Source organism: Streptomyces sp. NPDC001904, assembly GCF_040297005.1.
Classification (GTDB): Bacteria; Actinomycetota; Actinomycetes; order Streptomycetales; family Streptomycetaceae; genus Streptomyces.
The window spans coordinates 88762-105750 of record NZ_JBEOYI010000016.1 but is presented as its reverse complement, the minus strand read 5'-3'; the positions used below and the strand labels follow the sequence as shown (position 1 = coordinate 105750).

General features: G+C 71.2%; 14 protein-coding genes and 1 other RNA gene. 2 read left to right on the top strand and 13 right to left on the bottom strand.

Going from position 1 to position 16989, the window contains the following annotated elements; translation table 11 throughout:
* Positions 1-66 precede the first annotated feature (66 nt).
* From ABT127_RS24315 to ABT127_RS24295, 5 genes are all read right to left on the bottom strand, one after another.
* Positions 67-915, bottom strand: a complete 849-nt coding sequence (locus ABT127_RS24315) for a hypothetical protein (protein ID WP_351453750.1) — start codon at positions 913-915, stop codon at positions 67-69.
* A gap of 98 nt (positions 916-1013) precedes the next feature.
* Positions 1014-2417 (bottom strand): acyltransferase family protein, encoded by a 1404-nt coding sequence (locus ABT127_RS24310; protein WP_351453747.1) that lies wholly within the window; start codon positions 2415-2417, stop codon positions 1014-1016.
* Positions 2414-4627 carry a bifunctional polysaccharide deacetylase/glycosyltransferase family 2 protein gene (locus ABT127_RS24305; RefSeq protein ID WP_351453744.1) on the bottom strand — a complete coding sequence of 738 codons (2214 nt, stop codon included), beginning with the start codon at positions 4625-4627 and terminating at the stop codon, positions 2414-2416. Before ABT127_RS24305 ends, ABT127_RS24310 begins: the two co-directional genes overlap by 4 nt.
* Before the next feature lie 165 nt (positions 4628-4792).
* Entirely contained in the window at positions 4793-5512 is a 720-nt protein-coding gene (locus ABT127_RS24300) for a hypothetical protein (RefSeq protein ID WP_351453741.1), read from the bottom strand.
* A gap of 226 nt (positions 5513-5738) precedes the next feature.
* The gene (locus ABT127_RS24295; protein ID WP_351453739.1) at positions 5739-6731 is read right to left on the bottom strand and encodes a LysR family transcriptional regulator; all 993 of its coding nucleotides are present in this window, start codon (positions 6729-6731) and stop codon (positions 5739-5741) included.
* A gap of 83 nt (positions 6732-6814) precedes the next feature.
* On the opposite strand from ABT127_RS24295, the gene ABT127_RS24290 reads away from it, so the two are divergent.
* Positions 6815-8032, top strand: coding sequence for an MFS transporter (locus ABT127_RS24290; protein WP_351453736.1), 1218 nt, complete (start codon positions 6815-6817; stop codon positions 8030-8032).
* Here the strand turns inward: ABT127_RS24290 and dacB are convergent, their stop codons facing one another.
* The 6 genes from dacB to ftsE form a co-directional block, all read right to left on the bottom strand.
* A complete protein-coding gene (gene dacB, locus ABT127_RS24285; RefSeq protein WP_351453733.1) occupies positions 8033-9646 on the bottom strand; it encodes a D-alanyl-D-alanine carboxypeptidase/D-alanyl-D-alanine endopeptidase in 1614 nt (537 codons plus the stop codon).
* A gap of 121 nt (positions 9647-9767) precedes the next feature.
* Positions 9768-10156, bottom strand: a transfer-messenger RNA (tmRNA) gene (gene ssrA / locus ABT127_RS24280).
* Positions 10157-10263: 107 nt separating this feature from the next.
* Positions 10264-10803, bottom strand: a complete 540-nt coding sequence (gene smpB / locus ABT127_RS24275; RefSeq protein ID WP_351453962.1) for an SsrA-binding protein SmpB — start codon at positions 10801-10803, stop codon at positions 10264-10266.
* Positions 10804-10834: 31 nt separating this feature from the next.
* Positions 10835-12076 carry a S41 family peptidase gene (locus tag ABT127_RS24270; RefSeq protein WP_351453730.1) on the bottom strand — a complete coding sequence of 414 codons (1242 nt, stop codon included), beginning with the start codon at positions 12074-12076 and terminating at the stop codon, positions 10835-10837.
* A 78-nt stretch (positions 12077-12154) separates the two neighbouring features.
* Positions 12155-13072, bottom strand: coding sequence for a permease-like cell division protein FtsX (gene ftsX / locus ABT127_RS24265; RefSeq protein WP_351453727.1), 918 nt, complete (start codon positions 13070-13072; stop codon positions 12155-12157).
* Positions 13073-13111: 39 nt separating this feature from the next.
* Positions 13112-13801 carry a cell division ATP-binding protein FtsE gene (gene ftsE / locus ABT127_RS24260; protein ID WP_026245701.1) on the bottom strand — a complete coding sequence of 230 codons (690 nt, stop codon included), beginning with the start codon at positions 13799-13801 and terminating at the stop codon, positions 13112-13114.
* A 322-nt stretch (positions 13802-14123) separates the two neighbouring features.
* Here ftsE and ABT127_RS24255 point away from each other — a divergent pair, with 322 nt between their 5' ends.
* A complete protein-coding gene (locus ABT127_RS24255; protein WP_351453724.1) occupies positions 14124-14315 on the top strand; it encodes a hypothetical protein in 192 nt (63 codons plus the stop codon).
* A 104-nt stretch (positions 14316-14419) separates the two neighbouring features.
* On the opposite strand, the gene ABT127_RS24250 is transcribed toward ABT127_RS24255, so the two are convergent.
* Positions 14420-15259: a hypothetical protein gene (locus ABT127_RS24250; RefSeq protein WP_351453721.1), complete on the bottom strand. Its 840-nt coding sequence runs from the start codon at positions 15257-15259 to the stop codon at positions 14420-14422.
* A gap of 325 nt (positions 15260-15584) precedes the next feature.
* Complete coding sequence (prfB, locus tag ABT127_RS24245) at positions 15585-16691, bottom strand: peptide chain release factor 2 (protein ID WP_351453718.1); 1107 nt, start codon at positions 16689-16691, stop codon at positions 15585-15587.
* Positions 16692-16989 lie beyond the last annotated feature (298 nt).

The following is a 16989-nucleotide window of genomic DNA, read 5'->3' as shown; positions in this document are numbered from 1 at the left end:
CCGGCCGGGCGGCCCGTGGTGAGGCTCGGGGCCGAGCCTGGCCCACCGCAGCCGGGCCGGGCCGGATCAGCCGGCACCCGCCCAGGGCAGCCTCACGGTGCCGCCGCCCTTCTCCCAGGTGAGGGTCACGACGTCGCCCGACTGCGTCAGGTTCGCCACGAACACCTCGGTGCCGGTGTCCTTGCCGGCGCAGGAGACCGCGATCCGGAAGCGGTTGCCGCTCTGCGTCTGGCCGATGCCGCTGCAGATGCCCTTGCCCCCGGAGTCGATGTACGAGACGGCGTACTTGCCCTTGGCGGTGCCCGTGGTGAGCTTCGAGGCGACGGTGAGGGTCTGCGCCTCCGCGTTCTGCCACTGCCCCTGGTAGCCGGTGTCCCCGGCGGGGCGCCCGCCGGGCCCGTCGCTCTCGTCGGCGAACGGGTCGTCGCTGGGCGCGCCGGTGGGCACCTCACTCGCCGGGGCGTCCGACTGCGTGGGCTCGTCGGCGGGCCCGCTGACGCTGCCCGTGGCGACGACGCTGCTCTCCTTGGCGGTCGGCTTGTCCTTGCCCCCGTCGTCGCTGCGGGTGGCCAGCAGGATCCCGCCGCCGGCCAGCGCCGCGACGACCACGACGGCCGCCACCACCAGGACCGTCCTCTTCTTGCCGCCGCCACCCGGGGGCTGCCCGGGAGGCGGGAACTGGCCGTACGGAGGCGGCTGTTGGCCGTACGGCGGCTGTGGCGTGCCGTATCCGTACGGGCCGGGGTTCGGGGCCGGGGCCTGACCCTGCGGCGGGCCGTAGGGGCCCGGCGGTGTGCCGTAGGGCCCGGCGGGCGGTTGCGCCGGGGGCTGCTGGGGCGGTGGGGGCGGCTGCTGACCGCCGCCGTACCCGTACCCGTACCCCTGTCCCTGGCCGTCCTGCGGTGGCTGTGTCATGGCGCGTCCCCGATTCCCCGTTGCCCCTGTCCCCCGTGCGCACCAGTCAACCCGGAGCCCCGATCCGGACACAAGCCCCCGCCGACGGCACGAGGGTCCTATCGCCCGCGCTTCCCGGAGCCGGCCGGCCACAGGCGCGGCGAGCGCTTGGCCGCCAGGTCCTCGACCCAGCCGACGCCGACGATCGACAGCCCGATCAGCGGCCACACGAGGACGAACATCCAGAGGTTGTACGTCGAGTCGAGCGCGCCGCTCCACCGCGCGTTCTCCATGAGCGGCAGGTCGTACGCGAGGTCGATGATCGGGACCGTGGCCATGATCAGCATGTTGTGCCAGAGGTAGATCGTCACGGCCCGGTTGTTGGAGAGCGTGACGAACCAGTCCCACTTGGCGAGTCTGCCGGGCAGTTCCTGCAAGGACGGCGAGTACTGGAGCAGGATCACGACGAACCCGAAGGACCAGGCGGCCTGGGCGAGCGGGATGTCGTTCAGGTCCCAGCCGTCCGGGCCGAGATGCCCGGAGGCCCACCACAGGCCGAAGGCCATCACGAGCGCCGAGCAGGAGACCGCGACATAGCGCGGGATCTCCTTCAGCTTGCCCTCCTGGTGCGCGAACCCGAGCACCCAGCAGCTTCCGTAGACGGCGAAGTCGGTCACCGCGTTGCCGGTCTCGCCGGGGATGGTGACCAGGCCCGTGCCGACGATCGCGGTCAGCCCGAGCGGCGCGAGCACCGTCGCCCACGGCACCTTGCGGAACGCCCACAGCAGCAGCGGCGAGGCGATCACGAACCACAGGTAGGCGCGGATGTACCAGAGCGGACCGGCCGCCTGGGCGGGCCAGGTGTCCTCCAGCAGGCCCGCCTTGTCCCCGAGGTGCCAGGGGAAGTTCGGCGCGCCGACCGGCACCAGGTAGTTGAGCAGGCTGACCCAGCCCCAGGTGCCGCCGTTGTCCGGGTCCTTGCCCGGGTTCCAGCCGCCGAGGAAGAGCAGGACGAGCACCGTCGCGCCGAACGCCCACATGGGCGGCAGCAGACGGCGGACACGCCCTCTGATCACGCCGAGCGCGGGGCGGCTGAGCGAGCGCGCCATCAGCGATCCGGCGAGCGCGAACATCACGCCCATGGACGGGAACAGCACCGTCAGCCACGCCCACCCGAAGAGGTGGTAGACGACGACACGGATCAGCGCCAGGGAGCGCAGCAGGTCGAGGTAGCGGTCCCGGCCGGATCGCTTCGGCCTGGTCTGCGCGATGGGCTCGGGAGCGGGTACGGGTATGGGTGCGGGTGCGGGTATGGGTGCGGGTATCGGAGCGGGCGCGGGTATGTGAGCGGGTGCGGCCTGCGGCAGCGGGCGGGTGCCGGACGCCTGGGCGGGCACCGCGGCGGTCGGCCAGGCCGGTGCCGGCCCCTCCGCCGCGCGCCGCCACTCGGACTCCCGGCGCAGGGGCCGTTCGGCCCCGTCGAACCAGTTGCCCTGTCCCGAGGGTTCTTGGGGATGGGTCATGCCACCGGCCTCCTGTCGCCGGACACCGGGGTTGTGCGCTGCTGCGGCAGAGTGCCCGGCGCGGAGCCGAGGGCGCCGGTGCGGCGCAGCTTCTGCCACCTGAGGCGGCCGCCGGTGAGCGCGGTGATCCAGGACTGGAGCAGCACCACGTACATCAACTGCCGGTAGAGGAGCTGCTGCAGCGGGAGCGAGATGAGGTGCGTCATCTTCTCCTTGTCGAGCCGGAAGGCGTACGCCGCGCAGACCGCCTGGATCGCGAGGACGCCGAGCCAGGCGACGACCGTCTTCTCGGTGGGGCCGAACACGACCCCGTACAGCAGGAAGACGTCGATGAGCGGGGCGAGCAGCGGGGCGAGGACCATGAAGAGCGAGACCAGGGGCAGGCCGACGCGGCCGAAGCGGCCGGAGGGGCCGCGGTCGATCACCGCGCGGCGGTGCTTCCAGATGGCCTGCATGGTGCCGTACGACCAGCGGTAGCGCTGCGACCACAGCTGCTGGACGGACTCCGGGGCCTCGGTCCAGGCGCGGGCCTTCTCCGCGTAGACGACGCGCCAGCCGTCGCGGTGCAGCGCCATGGTGACGTCGGTGTCCTCGGCGAGCGTGTCGTCGCTCATGCCGCCGATCCGGTCCAGGGCGCTGCGGCGGAACGCGCCGACCGCGCCGGGGATGGTCGGCATGCAGCGCAGCAGGTCGTACATGCGGCGGTCGAGGTTGAAGCCCATCACGTACTCGATGTGCTGCCAGGCGCCGATCAGGGAGTCGCGGTTGCCGACCTTGGCGTTGCCCGCGACGGCGCCCACGCGCGGGTCGCCGAACGGCTGGACCAGCTCGCGCACGGTCGCCGGTTCGAAGACGGTGTCGCCGTCCATCATCACGACGAGGTCGTACCGGGCGTTCGCCAGGCCCCTGTTGAGCGCGGCCGGCTTGCCCGCGTTGTGCTGGCGCACCACCCGGACGTTGGGCAGCCGCATGTTCTCCACGATGCGGGCCGTGCCGTCCGTCGAGCCGTCGTCGATGACGATGATCTCGACGGGGTGCTCACTGAGCATCAGCGAACGCACGGTGTTCTCGATGCACTTGGCCTCGTTGTAGGCCGGGACGAGGACCGAGACCGGCTCCGTGACGGGCGGCCCCCAGGCGAAGCCCTTCCTGCGGACGCGGCGGGCGTGGGCGGCGGACAGGATCAGCATCAGGCCGAAGCGGCTCATGACGAGGACGCCGATGACGGCGAGTCCGACGACCAGGACGCCCGTGATGTTCTCCGACGCCTCGACCGCGTAGATCCACGCCTTGCCCTTCCACAGGTCCACGCCGGTGACGGGCGTGTGGGCGCTGGGCATGTCGAGGGCCTCGGTGAGGTTCTGGAACGTGTAGCCCTCGTGCTGGAGTCCGGGCAGGAAGCGGTCGAGCGCGGCGACGGTCTGCGAGCGGTCGCCGCCCGAGTCGTGCATCAGGACGATGGCGCCCTTGCCGCCGTGCGGGGTGGCCCGGCGGATGATCTCGTCGACGCCGGGGCGCTTCCAGTCCTCGCTGTCGGTGTTGTTGACGACCGTGAGGTAGCCGCGCGAGCCGATGTACTTGGTGACCGGCCACGACTTGTCGTCCATGGCGTCGGCGAACGACGAGTACGGCGGCCGGAACAGGGAGGTGCGCACGCCCGCGGCGCCCTCGAGCGCCAGCTGGTTCGTGGACAGCTCCCAGTCGATGCGCTTCGTCGACTGGTACGAGAGGTCGGGGTGGTTGAAGGTGTGCAGGCCGACCTCGTGGCCCTCGGCCACCATGCGCTGCACCAGCTCGGGATAGCGCGAGGCCATGGTGCCGGTCACGAAGAAGACGGCGTGCGCGTCGTGCTTCTTCAGGACGTCGAGGACCTTCGGGGTCCACTCCGGGTCGGGTCCGTCGTCGAAGGTGAGGACCAGCTTGTGGTCGGCTATGGAGCGGCTGGACTCCTGGCCGCCGCGGGTGTCGATGACCGGGCCGCCGTCGAGGACCTTCCCGGGGACCTTGTCGGTGGCGGCCTCCGGCTGGATCCGGTGGTCGGCCATGATCTCGCTGTGCACGTAGCCGCGCAGCATGAGCATCGCGATCATGGCCACGAGCAGCAGCGACGGCAGCAGATAGCGCAGGGGGACCCGGCGCTTGCGGGCGGCGCGTGCGGCTGGGGCCCGCCGGGAACCCCGGGCGTGCCGGGAACGGGAGCGGTCGGACATCTCTACAGGTCGCTCATCTCTACAGGACGCTGCTTCCGGGGGCGCCGGAGGGAACGCGGCGGGGGACGGGGCCGCGGGCGCGACGGGATCGCGGGCGGGGACGGTGCGGCGCACGCACCGCGAGGGAGGGAATCGCTCGGCAGGGAGCGGAAGGTCTTGCGCGTCCTAGGACGCGAGCGACGACTTCGCCGGTTCGGCGCCCGGCCGGGGCACAGACGTTCTGGCGGAGGTCCGGTAGGAGACGGCGTCGGCGCCGCCCGCTCCGCCGTCCGCGGCCGAGTCGTCGCTCGGGGTGGTCACCGGCGGCGGGACGGCGGGGGTCGACGGGCCGGAGGACGTCGTGTCGTCGTCGTCCGCGGGGGCCGACGGGTCGGCCGGCTTCGTGGTCGCGCGGCCGGTCGGTCTGCCGGGCCCGGTGGTGGCGGCGCCGGGCGCCGCGGGGTCGTCGGCGGACGTGTCGGCGGACGACGAGGCGCCGTCGACGGGCGCTCCCGAGGCGTCGGTCGCGGTGCCGGAGGCGCTCGGGTCCGGGGTGGTGCCGGCGGGCGCGGCGGGCGACGCGGAACCGGTGGGCAGCCGCGGGCTGGTGTCGACCTGGTCCGCGGACTGCTTGTCCTCGGAGAGCCCCGGCAGCATGGGCGCGCTCGAACTCCCGGAGAACAGGGTGACGACGATGACGATCGCGTAGACCGCGCAGGCGATGCCGACGGCCACGCCGACGCGCCGGAACGTGCGGCCGCGTCTGCCGGAGTCGTCGACGAACACGGGGACTTCCTTGTCGTCCCCCGGTCCGCGGCCCGGTATCGGTATCTCGTCACCCGGACGCCGTCCCGCGGCGATCATCTCGCCCAGCAGGCGGCCCGCGCCGTCGAGCTGAATCGTCACCTCATGGGGATCATGGGTGTGCCCGGGCAGGGCATCTTCTCGCCAGTTCTCCACCGTACGCACATCCCCCCAAGGACATGTCACTTCGTCATGTTCACCAGTGGGCGTGCGACGGACGGGCACTTGTCGCCCCGGATCGAGCCCCCACCCGACCCGGGCGCCCCCCTTAGCACACTGCGCCCGCCCAATGAATGTAGCGCACCCGGGTGACGGCCGTGTCCACGTGTCAGTCCCGGCTCGCCATGACCAGTGCGTCGGTGGCCGGTATCCACGCGTTCTCCGGCCGCGTGAGCCACGCGTGCCGCCGGGCCAGTTCCCGCGCCGCGGCGCGCACCGCATCGATCCCGGGGTGCTCCCGTCCCTTCAGCCACACCACCGACACCGGCGACAGCGGCACGGGGTCGACCAGGGGTCTCAGCACCGTCCCGGGCATGGCCGGAAAGTCCACTCCGGTGAGGACCGGATGACGGTACTTCGTCATGATCCGCCGGAATTCCTCCTTCCCGACGGCGAGCGGGGCGGGCGGCGCGACGGCGATGTCCCGTCCCGCGAACAACCGCCGCGCCAGGTCGGTCCACTCGGGCGTACGGGGGTTGCCCGCACCGGCGTAGACGGTCTCCCCCGCGAGCCGGTCCAGCGGGACCGCGTCCAGTGCGGCCAGCGGGTGGTCGTCGGGCAGCACGATCGCCATCGGCTCGTAGCGCAGCGGCTGCTGGGCGAGCCGTTCGCGCACCGCGGGGTCGAGCCCCGCGAACCGCCCGAAGGAGACGTCGAGCCGCCCGGCGAGCAGCTCGGCGGCGGCGCCGGTCAGCCCGCTCTCGTAGCGGGCCATCAGCTCGCACTCCGGGGCGAGTTCGCGGGCCCGCTCCAGGACCCGCTCGTGCACGAGCCCGGGGCTGTTGACGTCCACGAGCAGCGGCCCGCTCCCGGCGACGGGCCGGGCGAACGCGGCGAGCAGCTCGTCCTGCGCCTCGACGGCCCGACGCGCGTACGGCAGCAGCCGCGCCCCCTCGGCGGTGAGCGTCACCTGCCGGGTCGTCCGGCCGAACAGCTCGGCGCCCAGCTCCCGCTCCAGACGGCGGATGTCACGGCTGAGCGCCTGCTGGGCGACGTAGAGGCGGGCGGCGGCCCGGGTGAAGTGGAGCTCGTCGGCGACGGCGAGGAAGGCGCGCAGCAGCCGGGGCTCGACACCGTGCGCGGAGATCGGCACCTTCGACATCCGGCGAACTTACAACACAGGCGCGTGAATCGGCACCGAGTAGGTGTTGGACGTCGTACGTGACCTGCGTCGACGCTCTTGTCATGGCTGATACAACGATCATCGGGGGCCCGGAGCGGCGCGGCTACCTCCGCCTGTTCTCGATCCCCGGCGCCCGCGCCTTCACCCTCGGCAACCTCATCGCGCGTTTCCCGCAGGGCATGTTCGGCATCAGCGCGGTCATCATGATCTCGGGAGCGCGCGGCTCGTACGCGCTCGCGGGCGCCGTCACCGCCACGGGGCTGGTCGCCAACGCGGTCGTCGGGCCGTGGACCGCCCGCCTCGTCGACCGGTACGGGCAGGCCAGGATCGCGGTCCCGGCGACCGCGGTCTCCGCGTGCGGCTCGCTGGCGCTGCTGTCGTGCGTGCACTTCGGCGCCCCGGACTGGACGCTGTTCGCCGCCTGTCTGGCCTCGGCGACGACGCCCAACACGGGCGGCATGTCCCGGGCCCGCTGGGCGCATCTGCTCCGGGACGATCCGGACGCGCTGCACACCGCGAACTCCTTCGAGCAGGCGGCGGACGAACTCTGCTACATGCTGGGCCCGGTGATCGCCGCGTTCCTGTGCGGCTCGCTGTTCCCGGAGGCGGGCACGCTGGTCAGCGCGGTGCTCATGGTGACCGGAGTGCTGGTCTTCGCCGCGCAGCGGGCCACGGAGCCTCCGGCCCGCCGCCCCGCGAGAGCCACACGATCGCCGCTGCGCGCACCGGGCATGCCCCCGCTGCTGATCGCCTTCCTCGCCACGGGCGCGGTCTTCGGCTCGCTCGAAGTCGTCACGGTCGCCTTCGCGGACGCCCAGGGCCACACGTCGTGGGCGGGCGGCGTGCTCGCGCTCCAGGCGGCGGGGTCGTGCGCGGCGGGCCTGGTCTACGGCGCGCTGAAGCCGGCCGGCCCGGCCGAGCGCCGCCACCCGCTGTGCGTGGCGGCCATGGCGGTGCTGATGACGCTGCCGCTGGCCGCGGCGGCGCTCACCGGCTCCCTGTACGCGCTGGGCGGCGCAGTGCTGATCGCGGGCATGGCGACCGCGCCGACGATGGTGACGGGCATGACGCTCGTCCAGCGGCGCACTCCCGAGGGCCAGTTGAACGAGGGCATGACCCTCGCGGTGACCGGTCTGCTCGGCGGGATCGCGGCCGGGTCCGCAGCGGGCGGCGCCGCGGTGGAGCACTGGGGCCCCACCGCGGCGTACGCGGTCCCGGTCACGGCCGCCGCGACCGCGCTGCTGCTGTCCCTCTACGGGTACGTGCGCGCCCCCGGGTGATCAGCAGGCGGCGGGCTTGCGCCACGAGCACTCCAGGTCGCCGTCGCGCTCGGCGGCGGGCACGGCGCGGGTGGACCGGGGCAGGACGGCCGACGCCTCCTTCGCCGTGGACTTCGCGAGCGTCACGACGACGGCGTCCTCCAGCGGCTTCACGGAGTCCACGAGGTAGTTGTTCTGGACGACGCTGTAGACCAGCTCGCGCCCGTCGGCGTCCTTCACGTACCCCGACAGGGCCGAGGCGCCGGTCAGCGAGCCGGTCTTGCCGCGGGCGTTGAGCGCGGCCGGTGTGCCGCACATCCGTGACCGCAGCGTCCCGCCGACGAACCGGGCGGGGTCGCAGGCCACCGGCAGCGACGCGTACCACTCGGCGTACCAGGGCTCCGAGCGCACCTTGATCAGCAGGTCCGCGATCTGCCGTGCGGCGAAGTTGTCCTTGCGCGACAGACCCGAGCCGTCGACCTGCCGGATCTTCGTCGCGTCGACGCCCACGCCCTTGAGGTACCCGGCGACGGCGGCGGTCCCGTCGCTCCAGCTCCCGGGCTTCCCGGTCGCCTTGTACCCCATGGCCTTGATCAGCGACTCGGCGTGCATGTTGTTGGACAGCTTCATGAAGGGGACCAGCAGGTCCTTCAGCGGCATCGACCGGTGCGTGGCCAGCGCGGCGGCGCCCGCCGGGGTGGCCCGGCCCAGCCGGGTCGCGCCGGTCACCCGCACCCCGTGCCGGGCGAGCGCGGCGCGGAAGACGGAGGCCGCGTACCCGGTCGGCTCCCACACGGTGACCCACTCCTGGGCGGGGTCCCCACCGGCCGGGACGGTCCCGCTGACGGTGACGGTGTTGGTGCCGTGCTGCCGCTCGACGGCGACGGTGCCGTCGGCGCCGGGCGCCCCGGTCCGCGCCCTCACGTCGAGACGCACGTACGAGGTCTTCGGCGTGACGCTGACGACGGGCCGGTCCCCCGCCTTCGCCCCCGGCTTCACCTCGACGATCACCGTCCCGGAGTCGTAGTCGGTGTCCGGCGCCACGGTCAGCGCGGAGATCTGGGCGGCGTAGTACGAGGACTCGTCGTCACCGCCCCAGGTGTCGCCGATGCGCTGGTGGTCGAAGCGGGTGTCGTCGGCGACGAGGCGCCCGTCGACCTTCTTCACCCCGGCCGCCGCGACCCGGGCGGCCAGCCCGTCGTAGTCGGCGGCGAGCGTCGTCGGGTCGCCGGTGCCGCGCAGATACAGGTCCCCGCGCAGCTCGCCGCCGCGCACGCGTCCGTCGGCGAGCACGTCGGTGGTGAAGGTGTAGCCGGGGCCGAGCAGCCCCATGGCCGCGGCCGAGGTGGCCAGCTTGGTGTTGGAGGCGGGGGTGAGCCGTCCGGTCGGGTCGTGCTGGTAGAGCGTCTCGCCGGTCCGCGCGTCGGCGACGACCACACTGGCCGCGCCGCCCTCCATCCGCGGGTCGCCGAGGATGGTGTCGATCGCCCCGGTCAGCCCGCCGGCACTGGAGTCGGCACCGGCGGGCGCGCCCCAGGACAGGGTGGCGGCGGTGACGGCGACGACGGCGGGCAGCACCCAGCGTCGCGCTCGCGTACGGAAGTTGAATCCCACAGGTCCGTCAGGTCTGCTCATGCCTCAGGAGCATCCCGGAGGAAGATGGTCCGGCCAAGCCCCCGCACCCACGACCAGCCACGGCGCCGGAGAACGACGAAGGCCCGACTGCGGTCGCAGTCGGGCCCGTATCGCATGGGATGAGTGGAGATGGCGGGAATCGAACCCGCGTCCAACGGTGCAGCAGCAGGGCTTCTCCGTGTGCAGTTCGCTTCGATTTTCTCGGCCCCGGTGATCACGCGAACAAGTCGCCGACGGGCCCAGTCACTGTTTGATTTCCCATCGAACCCCGTGACCGGGCTCGATGGTTTAGTCCCCTAGATTATGCCAGGATCCGGGTCGGGAACACTCCCGGGCTGACACCCTTTTAGGGTCCCTCACTCACTGCTTATTAGGCAGCGAGGGCGAAGGACTGGGAATCGCTCTTAGAGTTGGCGATTATTGGTTGCGACATATGGTTTACGAGATCATTGCCGCTTCCTCGACACGCTTCACCTGCTTCGACAGCCGCTGTCGAAACCGATCATCCCCATGTTGTTTTTTCAAAGTGGATCTCGCGATCCGGTCGCCCCTGCGTGAGGAGCAGTCCCATCGTACGTGAACAACGTACGACGGTGCCAGCCTATTCCTGACGGGCGTCAGCGCTCCCGCGCCCGCTGCCGCCGCTTGGCCGCGGCGATCGCCCGGTCCGAGTCCCGCCGGTCCTGCTGCTCACGCAGGGTCTGCCGCTTGTCGTACTCCTTCTTGCCCTTGGCGAGCGCGATCTCGGCCTTGGCACGGCCGTCCTTGAAGTAGATCGCGAGGGTCACGATCGTGTGACCCGCGTCCTGGGACTTCGACTCCAGCTTGTCGATCTCGTCGCGGTGCAGGAGCAGCTTGCGCTTGCGGCGCACGGCGTGGTTGGTCCAGGTGCCCTGGCTGTACTCGGGGATGTGGGCGTTGTGCAGCCACGCCTCGCCCCCGTCGATCTGGACGAAGGCGTCCGCGAGGGAGGTGCGTCCCTGGCGGAGCGACTTGACCTCGGTGCCGGACAGCACGATGCCGGCCTCGTAGGTGTCCATGATCAGGTAGTCGTGCCGCACCTTCTTGTTCTGTGCGACGATCTTGCGCTTGCCGTCCTTCTGGTCGGACGCCTTCCCCTTGCCCTGCTTGGGCTGGGACTCCTTCGGTACGTACATTGACTTGGCCATAGTGCTGGCCATTTTCGCACTACGAGGGGGCCCCGAGGCCAGTCAATACTGTCTCCGCCCGGCGCAGGGCGTCCTTGTCGGCCTCCAGGTCGGGGGTGATGCCCCGGCTGTCCACGCCGCGGCCCGAGGGGGTGCGGTAGTGCCCGACGGTCAGCTCCGCGACGGAGCCGTCGGGCAGTCTGCTCGGCATCTGGACCGAGCCCTTGCCGAAGGTCCGGGTGCCCACGACCACGGCGCGGCCGCGGTCCTGGAGGGCGCCGGTGAGCAGTTCGGCCGCGCTCATCGTGCCGCTGTCGACGAGCACGACCAGCGGTCTGGTGGTGTCGCCGCCGCCCCGGGCGTGCAGGGCGCGCTGCTTGCCGCGCACGTCGTAGGTGGCGACGAGCCCGCCGTCGAGGAAGGCGGAGGCCGCGGTGACCGCCTCGTCGATCAGGCCGCCGGAGTTTCCCCGCAGGTCGAGGACGACGCCCCCGCGCGCGGGGGCCGAGCGCACCGCCGTGCGCACCTTCTCGCCGGAGCCCTTGGTGAAGGCGGTGACCTTGACCAGCGTCGCTCCGCTGCCGAGGCGGCTGACGGAGACGGAGTCGGTGGGCAGATTGGCCCGGCGCAGGGTCTCGCTCCACGCGCGCGTGCCGCGCTGGAGCCCCACGTGGACGGAGGTCCCGGCGCGCTCGCCGCGCAGCAGGGTCAGCACCTCGGTGACGGGCCGGCCGGTGACCGCCCTGCCGTTGACGGCCGCGATGCGGTCGCCGTCGCGGATGCCGGCGAGCGCCGCGGGAGACCCGGAGCGCACCTTGGTGACCTGCACGTGGCCGTCGGCGGTGCGCCGGGCCCACAGGCCGACGCCGGTGTACTCGCCGTCGAGGGCCTGCTCGAACTCGTGGTACTCGCCCTGGGAGTAGACGGCGCCCCAGCGGTCGCCGCTGCGGCTGACGGCCTCCTCGGCGGCCTGCGCGGACTGCTCGGGGGACTTGCCGTCGGACATCGCCTCGTAGGCGGCCTCGGCCGCCTCGTCGGAGGCCCTGCCGTCGGCCGTGCCGGACGCCTTCCCGGGCCGGGGGGCGACGGCGCTGTCCTGCCGTACGGGCGTCTCCCCGGTCTCTCCGGGCAGCGCCCCCGTGGCGGCGCCGGTGGCGAGGACGCAGCTGAAGACCACGGTGAGGGCCGCCCCGCGGCCGATGCGCCGGTATGCCGATGCCACCGATGACACCGGCGCTGCGGACGACGCGGACTTCACCGAGAACCGATCCGGGCCTGACATGTCGGTGAGTCTAGGACAACGCGGGGCGCCGTACGGCTGGTTGGACCGTGCGGCGCCCCGTGGTGCGGGGGACTCTCGTCACACCTTCAGGTACTTGCGCAACGCCACGAATGCGGCCAGGGCGGGCATCAGCACACTGACGGCGAGGATGAGCGGCAGCTTGGTCAACACGGCGTCCCAGCCGATGAAGTTGATGAGCTGGAGCTTCTCGGAGAGCGCCACGCCGTTGTCGATCACGAAGTACTGGCCGCCCGCCAGGAACAGACAGGCGATGCCGCCGCCGATGAGTCCGGCGACCGCGGCCTCCATGATGAACGGCGCCTGGATGTAGAAGCCGGACGCCCCGACGAGCCGCATGATGCCGGTCTCGCGGCGGCGGCTGAACGCGGACACGCGGACGGTGTTGACGATCAGCAGCAGCGCCACGACGAGCATCACGGCCATCACCGCGCCCGCCGCCACGTTCAGGTAGCCGAGCAGCTTGAAGAGGTTGTCGAGCACGCCCTTCTGGTCCTGCACGGACTGCACACCGGGCCGGCCGTTGAACGCGGTCGCGATGACCTCGTACTTCTCCGGGTCCTTGAGCTTGATCCGGTACGACTCCTGGAGCTGGTCCGGGGTGAGCGAACTCGCCAGCGGGGAGTCGCCGAACTGCTCCTTGTAGTGCTTGTAGGCCTGGTCCTGGGACTCGTACGCGACCCTGTCGACGACCGGCATCTTCTTCAGGTCGTCGAGGATCTGCTTCTTCTGCTCGGCCGTGACCGGGCCCTTGGCACAGTTCGGGTCGGACTCGGAGTCGCCCTTGTTGCACAGGAAGATCGAGACGTTGACCTTGTCGTACCAGTAGCCCTTCATCTGGTTGACCTGATCGCTCATGAGCAGCGAGGCGCCGAACAGGGCGAGCGAGAGGGCCACCGAGATGACGACGGCGAAGGTCATCGTGAGATTGCGCCGCAGACCGACGCCGATCTCCGACAGAACGAATTGGGCACGCATAGCGCTTACTGAGCCTTTCGCAGCTTCACTCGGTACTTCTCAGTGCTGGTAGCCGTAGACGCCGCGTGCCTGGTCGCGGACGAGGCGGCCCTTCTCCAGCTCGATGACGCGCTTGCGCATCTGGTCCACGATGTTCTGGTCGTGGGTGGCCATCACCACGGTGGTGCCCGTGCGGTTGATGCGGTCGAGCAGCTTCATGATGCCGACCGACGTCTGCGGGTCGAGGTTGCCCGTGGGCTCGTCCGCGATCAGCAGCTTGGGGCGGTTGACGAAGGCGCGGGCGATGGCCACGCGCTGCTGCTCACCACCGGACAGCTCGCCGGGCATCCGCTCCTCCTTGCCGCCGAGGCCGACGAGGTCGAGCACCTGGGGCACGGACTTGCGGATCTCGCCGCGGGACTTGCCGATGACCTCTTGCGCGAAGGCGACGTTCTCACCGACGGTCTTGTTGGGCAGGAGCCGGAAGTCCTGGAAGACCGTGCCGAGCTGGCGGCGGATCTGCGGGACCTTCCAGTTGGAGACGCGGCCCAGGTCCTTGCCCAGCACGTGCACCTGGCCGTGGCTGCAGCGCTCCTCACGCAGGATGAGGCGGAGGAACGTCGACTTTCCGGAGCCGGACGAGCCGACCAGGAAGACGAACTCGCCGCGCTCGACCTCCAGGGATACATCCCGGAGAGCGGGTCGGGTCTGCTTCGGGTAGACCTTGGAGACGTTGTCGAATCGGATCACGGGTGCGCCTCGGGGCGTCGGGGGCGTAGGGGGCGGGGGCGTCTGCGGACACCCCGTAGGTGAGCGTGACCATACGCGAACCGGCTCGCGGATATCAGGCGCCGCCCCTGGTTGAGCGTTTTGTCCCGGTGCGGGACCCGTTGCGTTGCCGGTTTTGTCCGTCCCGTGCCTGGTCAGCGACGGTCCTGTGAGGGGAACGCGCCGAAAATCCGCGGAGCTGGCACAGTGGAGGGGGGAACGGTTGCGTTTCCCGGAGCGTTGAGCGGAGAGAACCAGTGGGAACTCGGTGGCCGGCTCCGCCGCGCGGGAGGAGGAGAGGCGCATGACCTACGACAGGTTGGTGTGCGCGAACTGCGCGGCGCCCGTGAGCGAGGGCCGCTGCCCGGTCTGCCGGGCGAACCGCGAGCGGATCCAGCAGCAGAATCCGCTGTCCGGACTCAATCCGATGGCGTTGATCGCGCTGGTCGTGGTGCTCGTGGCGGCCGTGGCGCTGCTTGCGCACCAGACGGCATAGCCCCCGCGGCGGCGACAGCGGCGACAGGACGTGAGAAGGCCCGGAGCCGATCGGCTCCGGGCCTTCTCGTGGTTCCGGGTCAGCCCCGGGTCACGTCACGCAGTTCACACCGCGGTGTTGCGGCCGCCCGCCATGCGCGGCAGCAGGCGGAAGCCCACACCACCGGCGATCATGGTCGCGGCGCCGATCAGCAGGAACGTGGTGCCGGAGGAACCGGTCTCGGCCAGCTCGCCGTTCTTGGCGGTCCCGGCCTGCTCCGTGCCGGAGCCGGTGTCCTGGAGGCTGTCCTTGCCCTGACCCTGCTCGACGGGGTTGTTGTTGCCGTCGGGGTTGGTGTTGTCGCCACCGGTGGACGAGCCGCCGTTGCTGCCGGAGCCGCCGCCGTTGCCGGAGCCACCGTTGCCGGAGCCGCCGTTGTCGCCGCCACCGTTGCCGGAGCCGCCGCCGTTGTCGGAACCGCCGTTGTCGGAGCCACCGTTGTCGGAGCCACCGTTGTCGGAGCCACCGTTGTCGGAACCGCCGTTGTCGGAACCGCCGTTGTCCGAGCCACCGGCGTCGGTGCCGCCGTTGTCGGTGCCGCCGTCGCTGGTGCCGCCGTCGTCGGTGCCGCCGATGTCGGTGCCGCCGTCGGTCGTGCCACCGTCGTCGGTGCCACCGATGTCGGTGCCGCCGATGATGGAGCCGCCGTCGGTCGTGCCACCGTCGTCGGTGCCACCGACGTCGGAACCGCCGTCGGACGTACCGCCGTCGTCGGTGCCGCCGTCGGACGAACCGCCGTCGGAGCCGCCCTCGTCGCAGCCCAGCACGACGGAGAGCAGGCCACAGTCCTCGTTGGCAGAGCCATCGGCGGCCGAGGCGGCCCCCGCGGCGGTCAGCGACGCACCGGCGGCGATCACCGCGCCGGCAGCTATCCGCGCGACACGGATCCGCGTCTTGTTGGTCATCTGTCTGCTACCCCCAGTAGCCAATCGTCGATGGAGCAGCGCCAGGGACCGCGTTCCGGAGGCAGCAGGAGTCTCGTCCGACCCGTTCCCCCGTACACACACGTCCCACTGATACGCATGCCGCGCGCCAGCCTTCCCAGTTTTCACATCAGCGTCAAGGCCGTTGCGTGCTCAATGTCCCTATCCAGGGGAATTGACCGGCGTACGGACATGTGACTGTGATGTAAAAGGCAGAAAGGCCTTCACATGTCCCGCACAAACAAAGGCAACTGCCGCTCATGGAGCGGCAGTTGCCTTGTCGATAAAGCCGCCGAAGCGGTGTCGTCTACTTCTCCTGCTGCTTGCGCCAGCGAATGCCGGCCTCGATGAAGCCGTCGATCTCACCGTCGAGCACGGACTGAGGGTTACCGACCTCGAACTCCGTACGGAGGTCCTTGACCATCTGGTACGGGTGCAGGACGTACGACCGCATCTGGTTGCCCCAGGAGCTGCCCCCGTCGCCCTTCAGGGCGTCCATCTTGGCCCGCTCCTCCTGGCGCTGACGCTCGAGGAGCTTGGCCTGCAGAACGTTCATGGCCGTGGCCTTGTTCTGGATCTGCGAGCGCTCGTTCTGGCAGGAGACCACGATGCCGGTGGGGATGTGAGTCAGACGGACCGCGGAGTCCGTCGTGTTCACGCCCTGGCCGCCCGGGCCGGAGGAGCGGTAGACGTCGACGCGCAGGTCCGACTCGTCGATCTCGACGTGGTCGGTCTGCTCGACCACCGGGAGCACCTCGACGCCCGCGAAGGACGTCTGGCGGCGGCCCTGGTTGTCGAACGGGGAGATGCGCACCAGGCGGTGCGTGCCCTGCTCGACGGAGAGCGTGCCGTAGGCGTACGGGACCTGGACGGAGAAGCTGGTCGACTTGATGCCGGCCTCTTCCGCGTACGAGGTCTCGTAGATCTCCGTCTTGTAGCCGTGGCGCTCCGCCCAGCGCAGGTACATGCGCTGCAGCTGCTCGGCGAAGTCGGCCGCGTCGACGCCGCCGGCCTCGGCGCGGATGTTGACGATCGCCTCGCGGGAGTCGTACTCGCCGGACAGGAGGGTACGGACCTCCATCTCGTCCAGCGCCTTCTTCACGGAGGTCAGCTCGGACTCCGCCTCGGCGCGGGTGTCCGGGTCGTCCTCCTCCTCGGCCATCTCGAAGAGGACCGAGAGGTCGTCGATGCGACCGCGCAGCGCCTCGGCCTTGCGCACCTCCGCCTGGAGGTGGCTCAGCTTGCTGGTGATCTTCTGCGCCTCTTCCGGGTCGTCCCACAGGGACGGCGCGGCCGCCTGCTCCTCGAGCACGGCGATATCTGCCCTCAGCTTGTCGAGGTCCAGGACGGCCTCGATCGACTCCATGGTCGAGGAGAGGGACTTCAGCTCTTCGGATACATCGACGACTGCCACGTCACCAGCCTAACGTCTACCGCAAGCGGCTCCCGCCGGGTGCCGGGCGCCATGGTTCCCCGGGTCTCCCGGGCCGCCCTCCGCCTGCGGCCCAGCGGAGCTCCGGCCGTCCTCCACCCGCGGCCCGGTGGCCGCTTCTCGCGCCGTTCCCCGCGCCCCTGAGGCGTACTTCCCCCGCGGCTCCGGTGGCCGCTTCTCGCGCCGTTCCCCGCGCCCCTGAGGCGCACTTCCCCCGCGGCTCCGGTGGCCGCTTCTCGCGCCGTTCCCCGCGCCCCTGGGTCGCACTTCACCCGCGGCG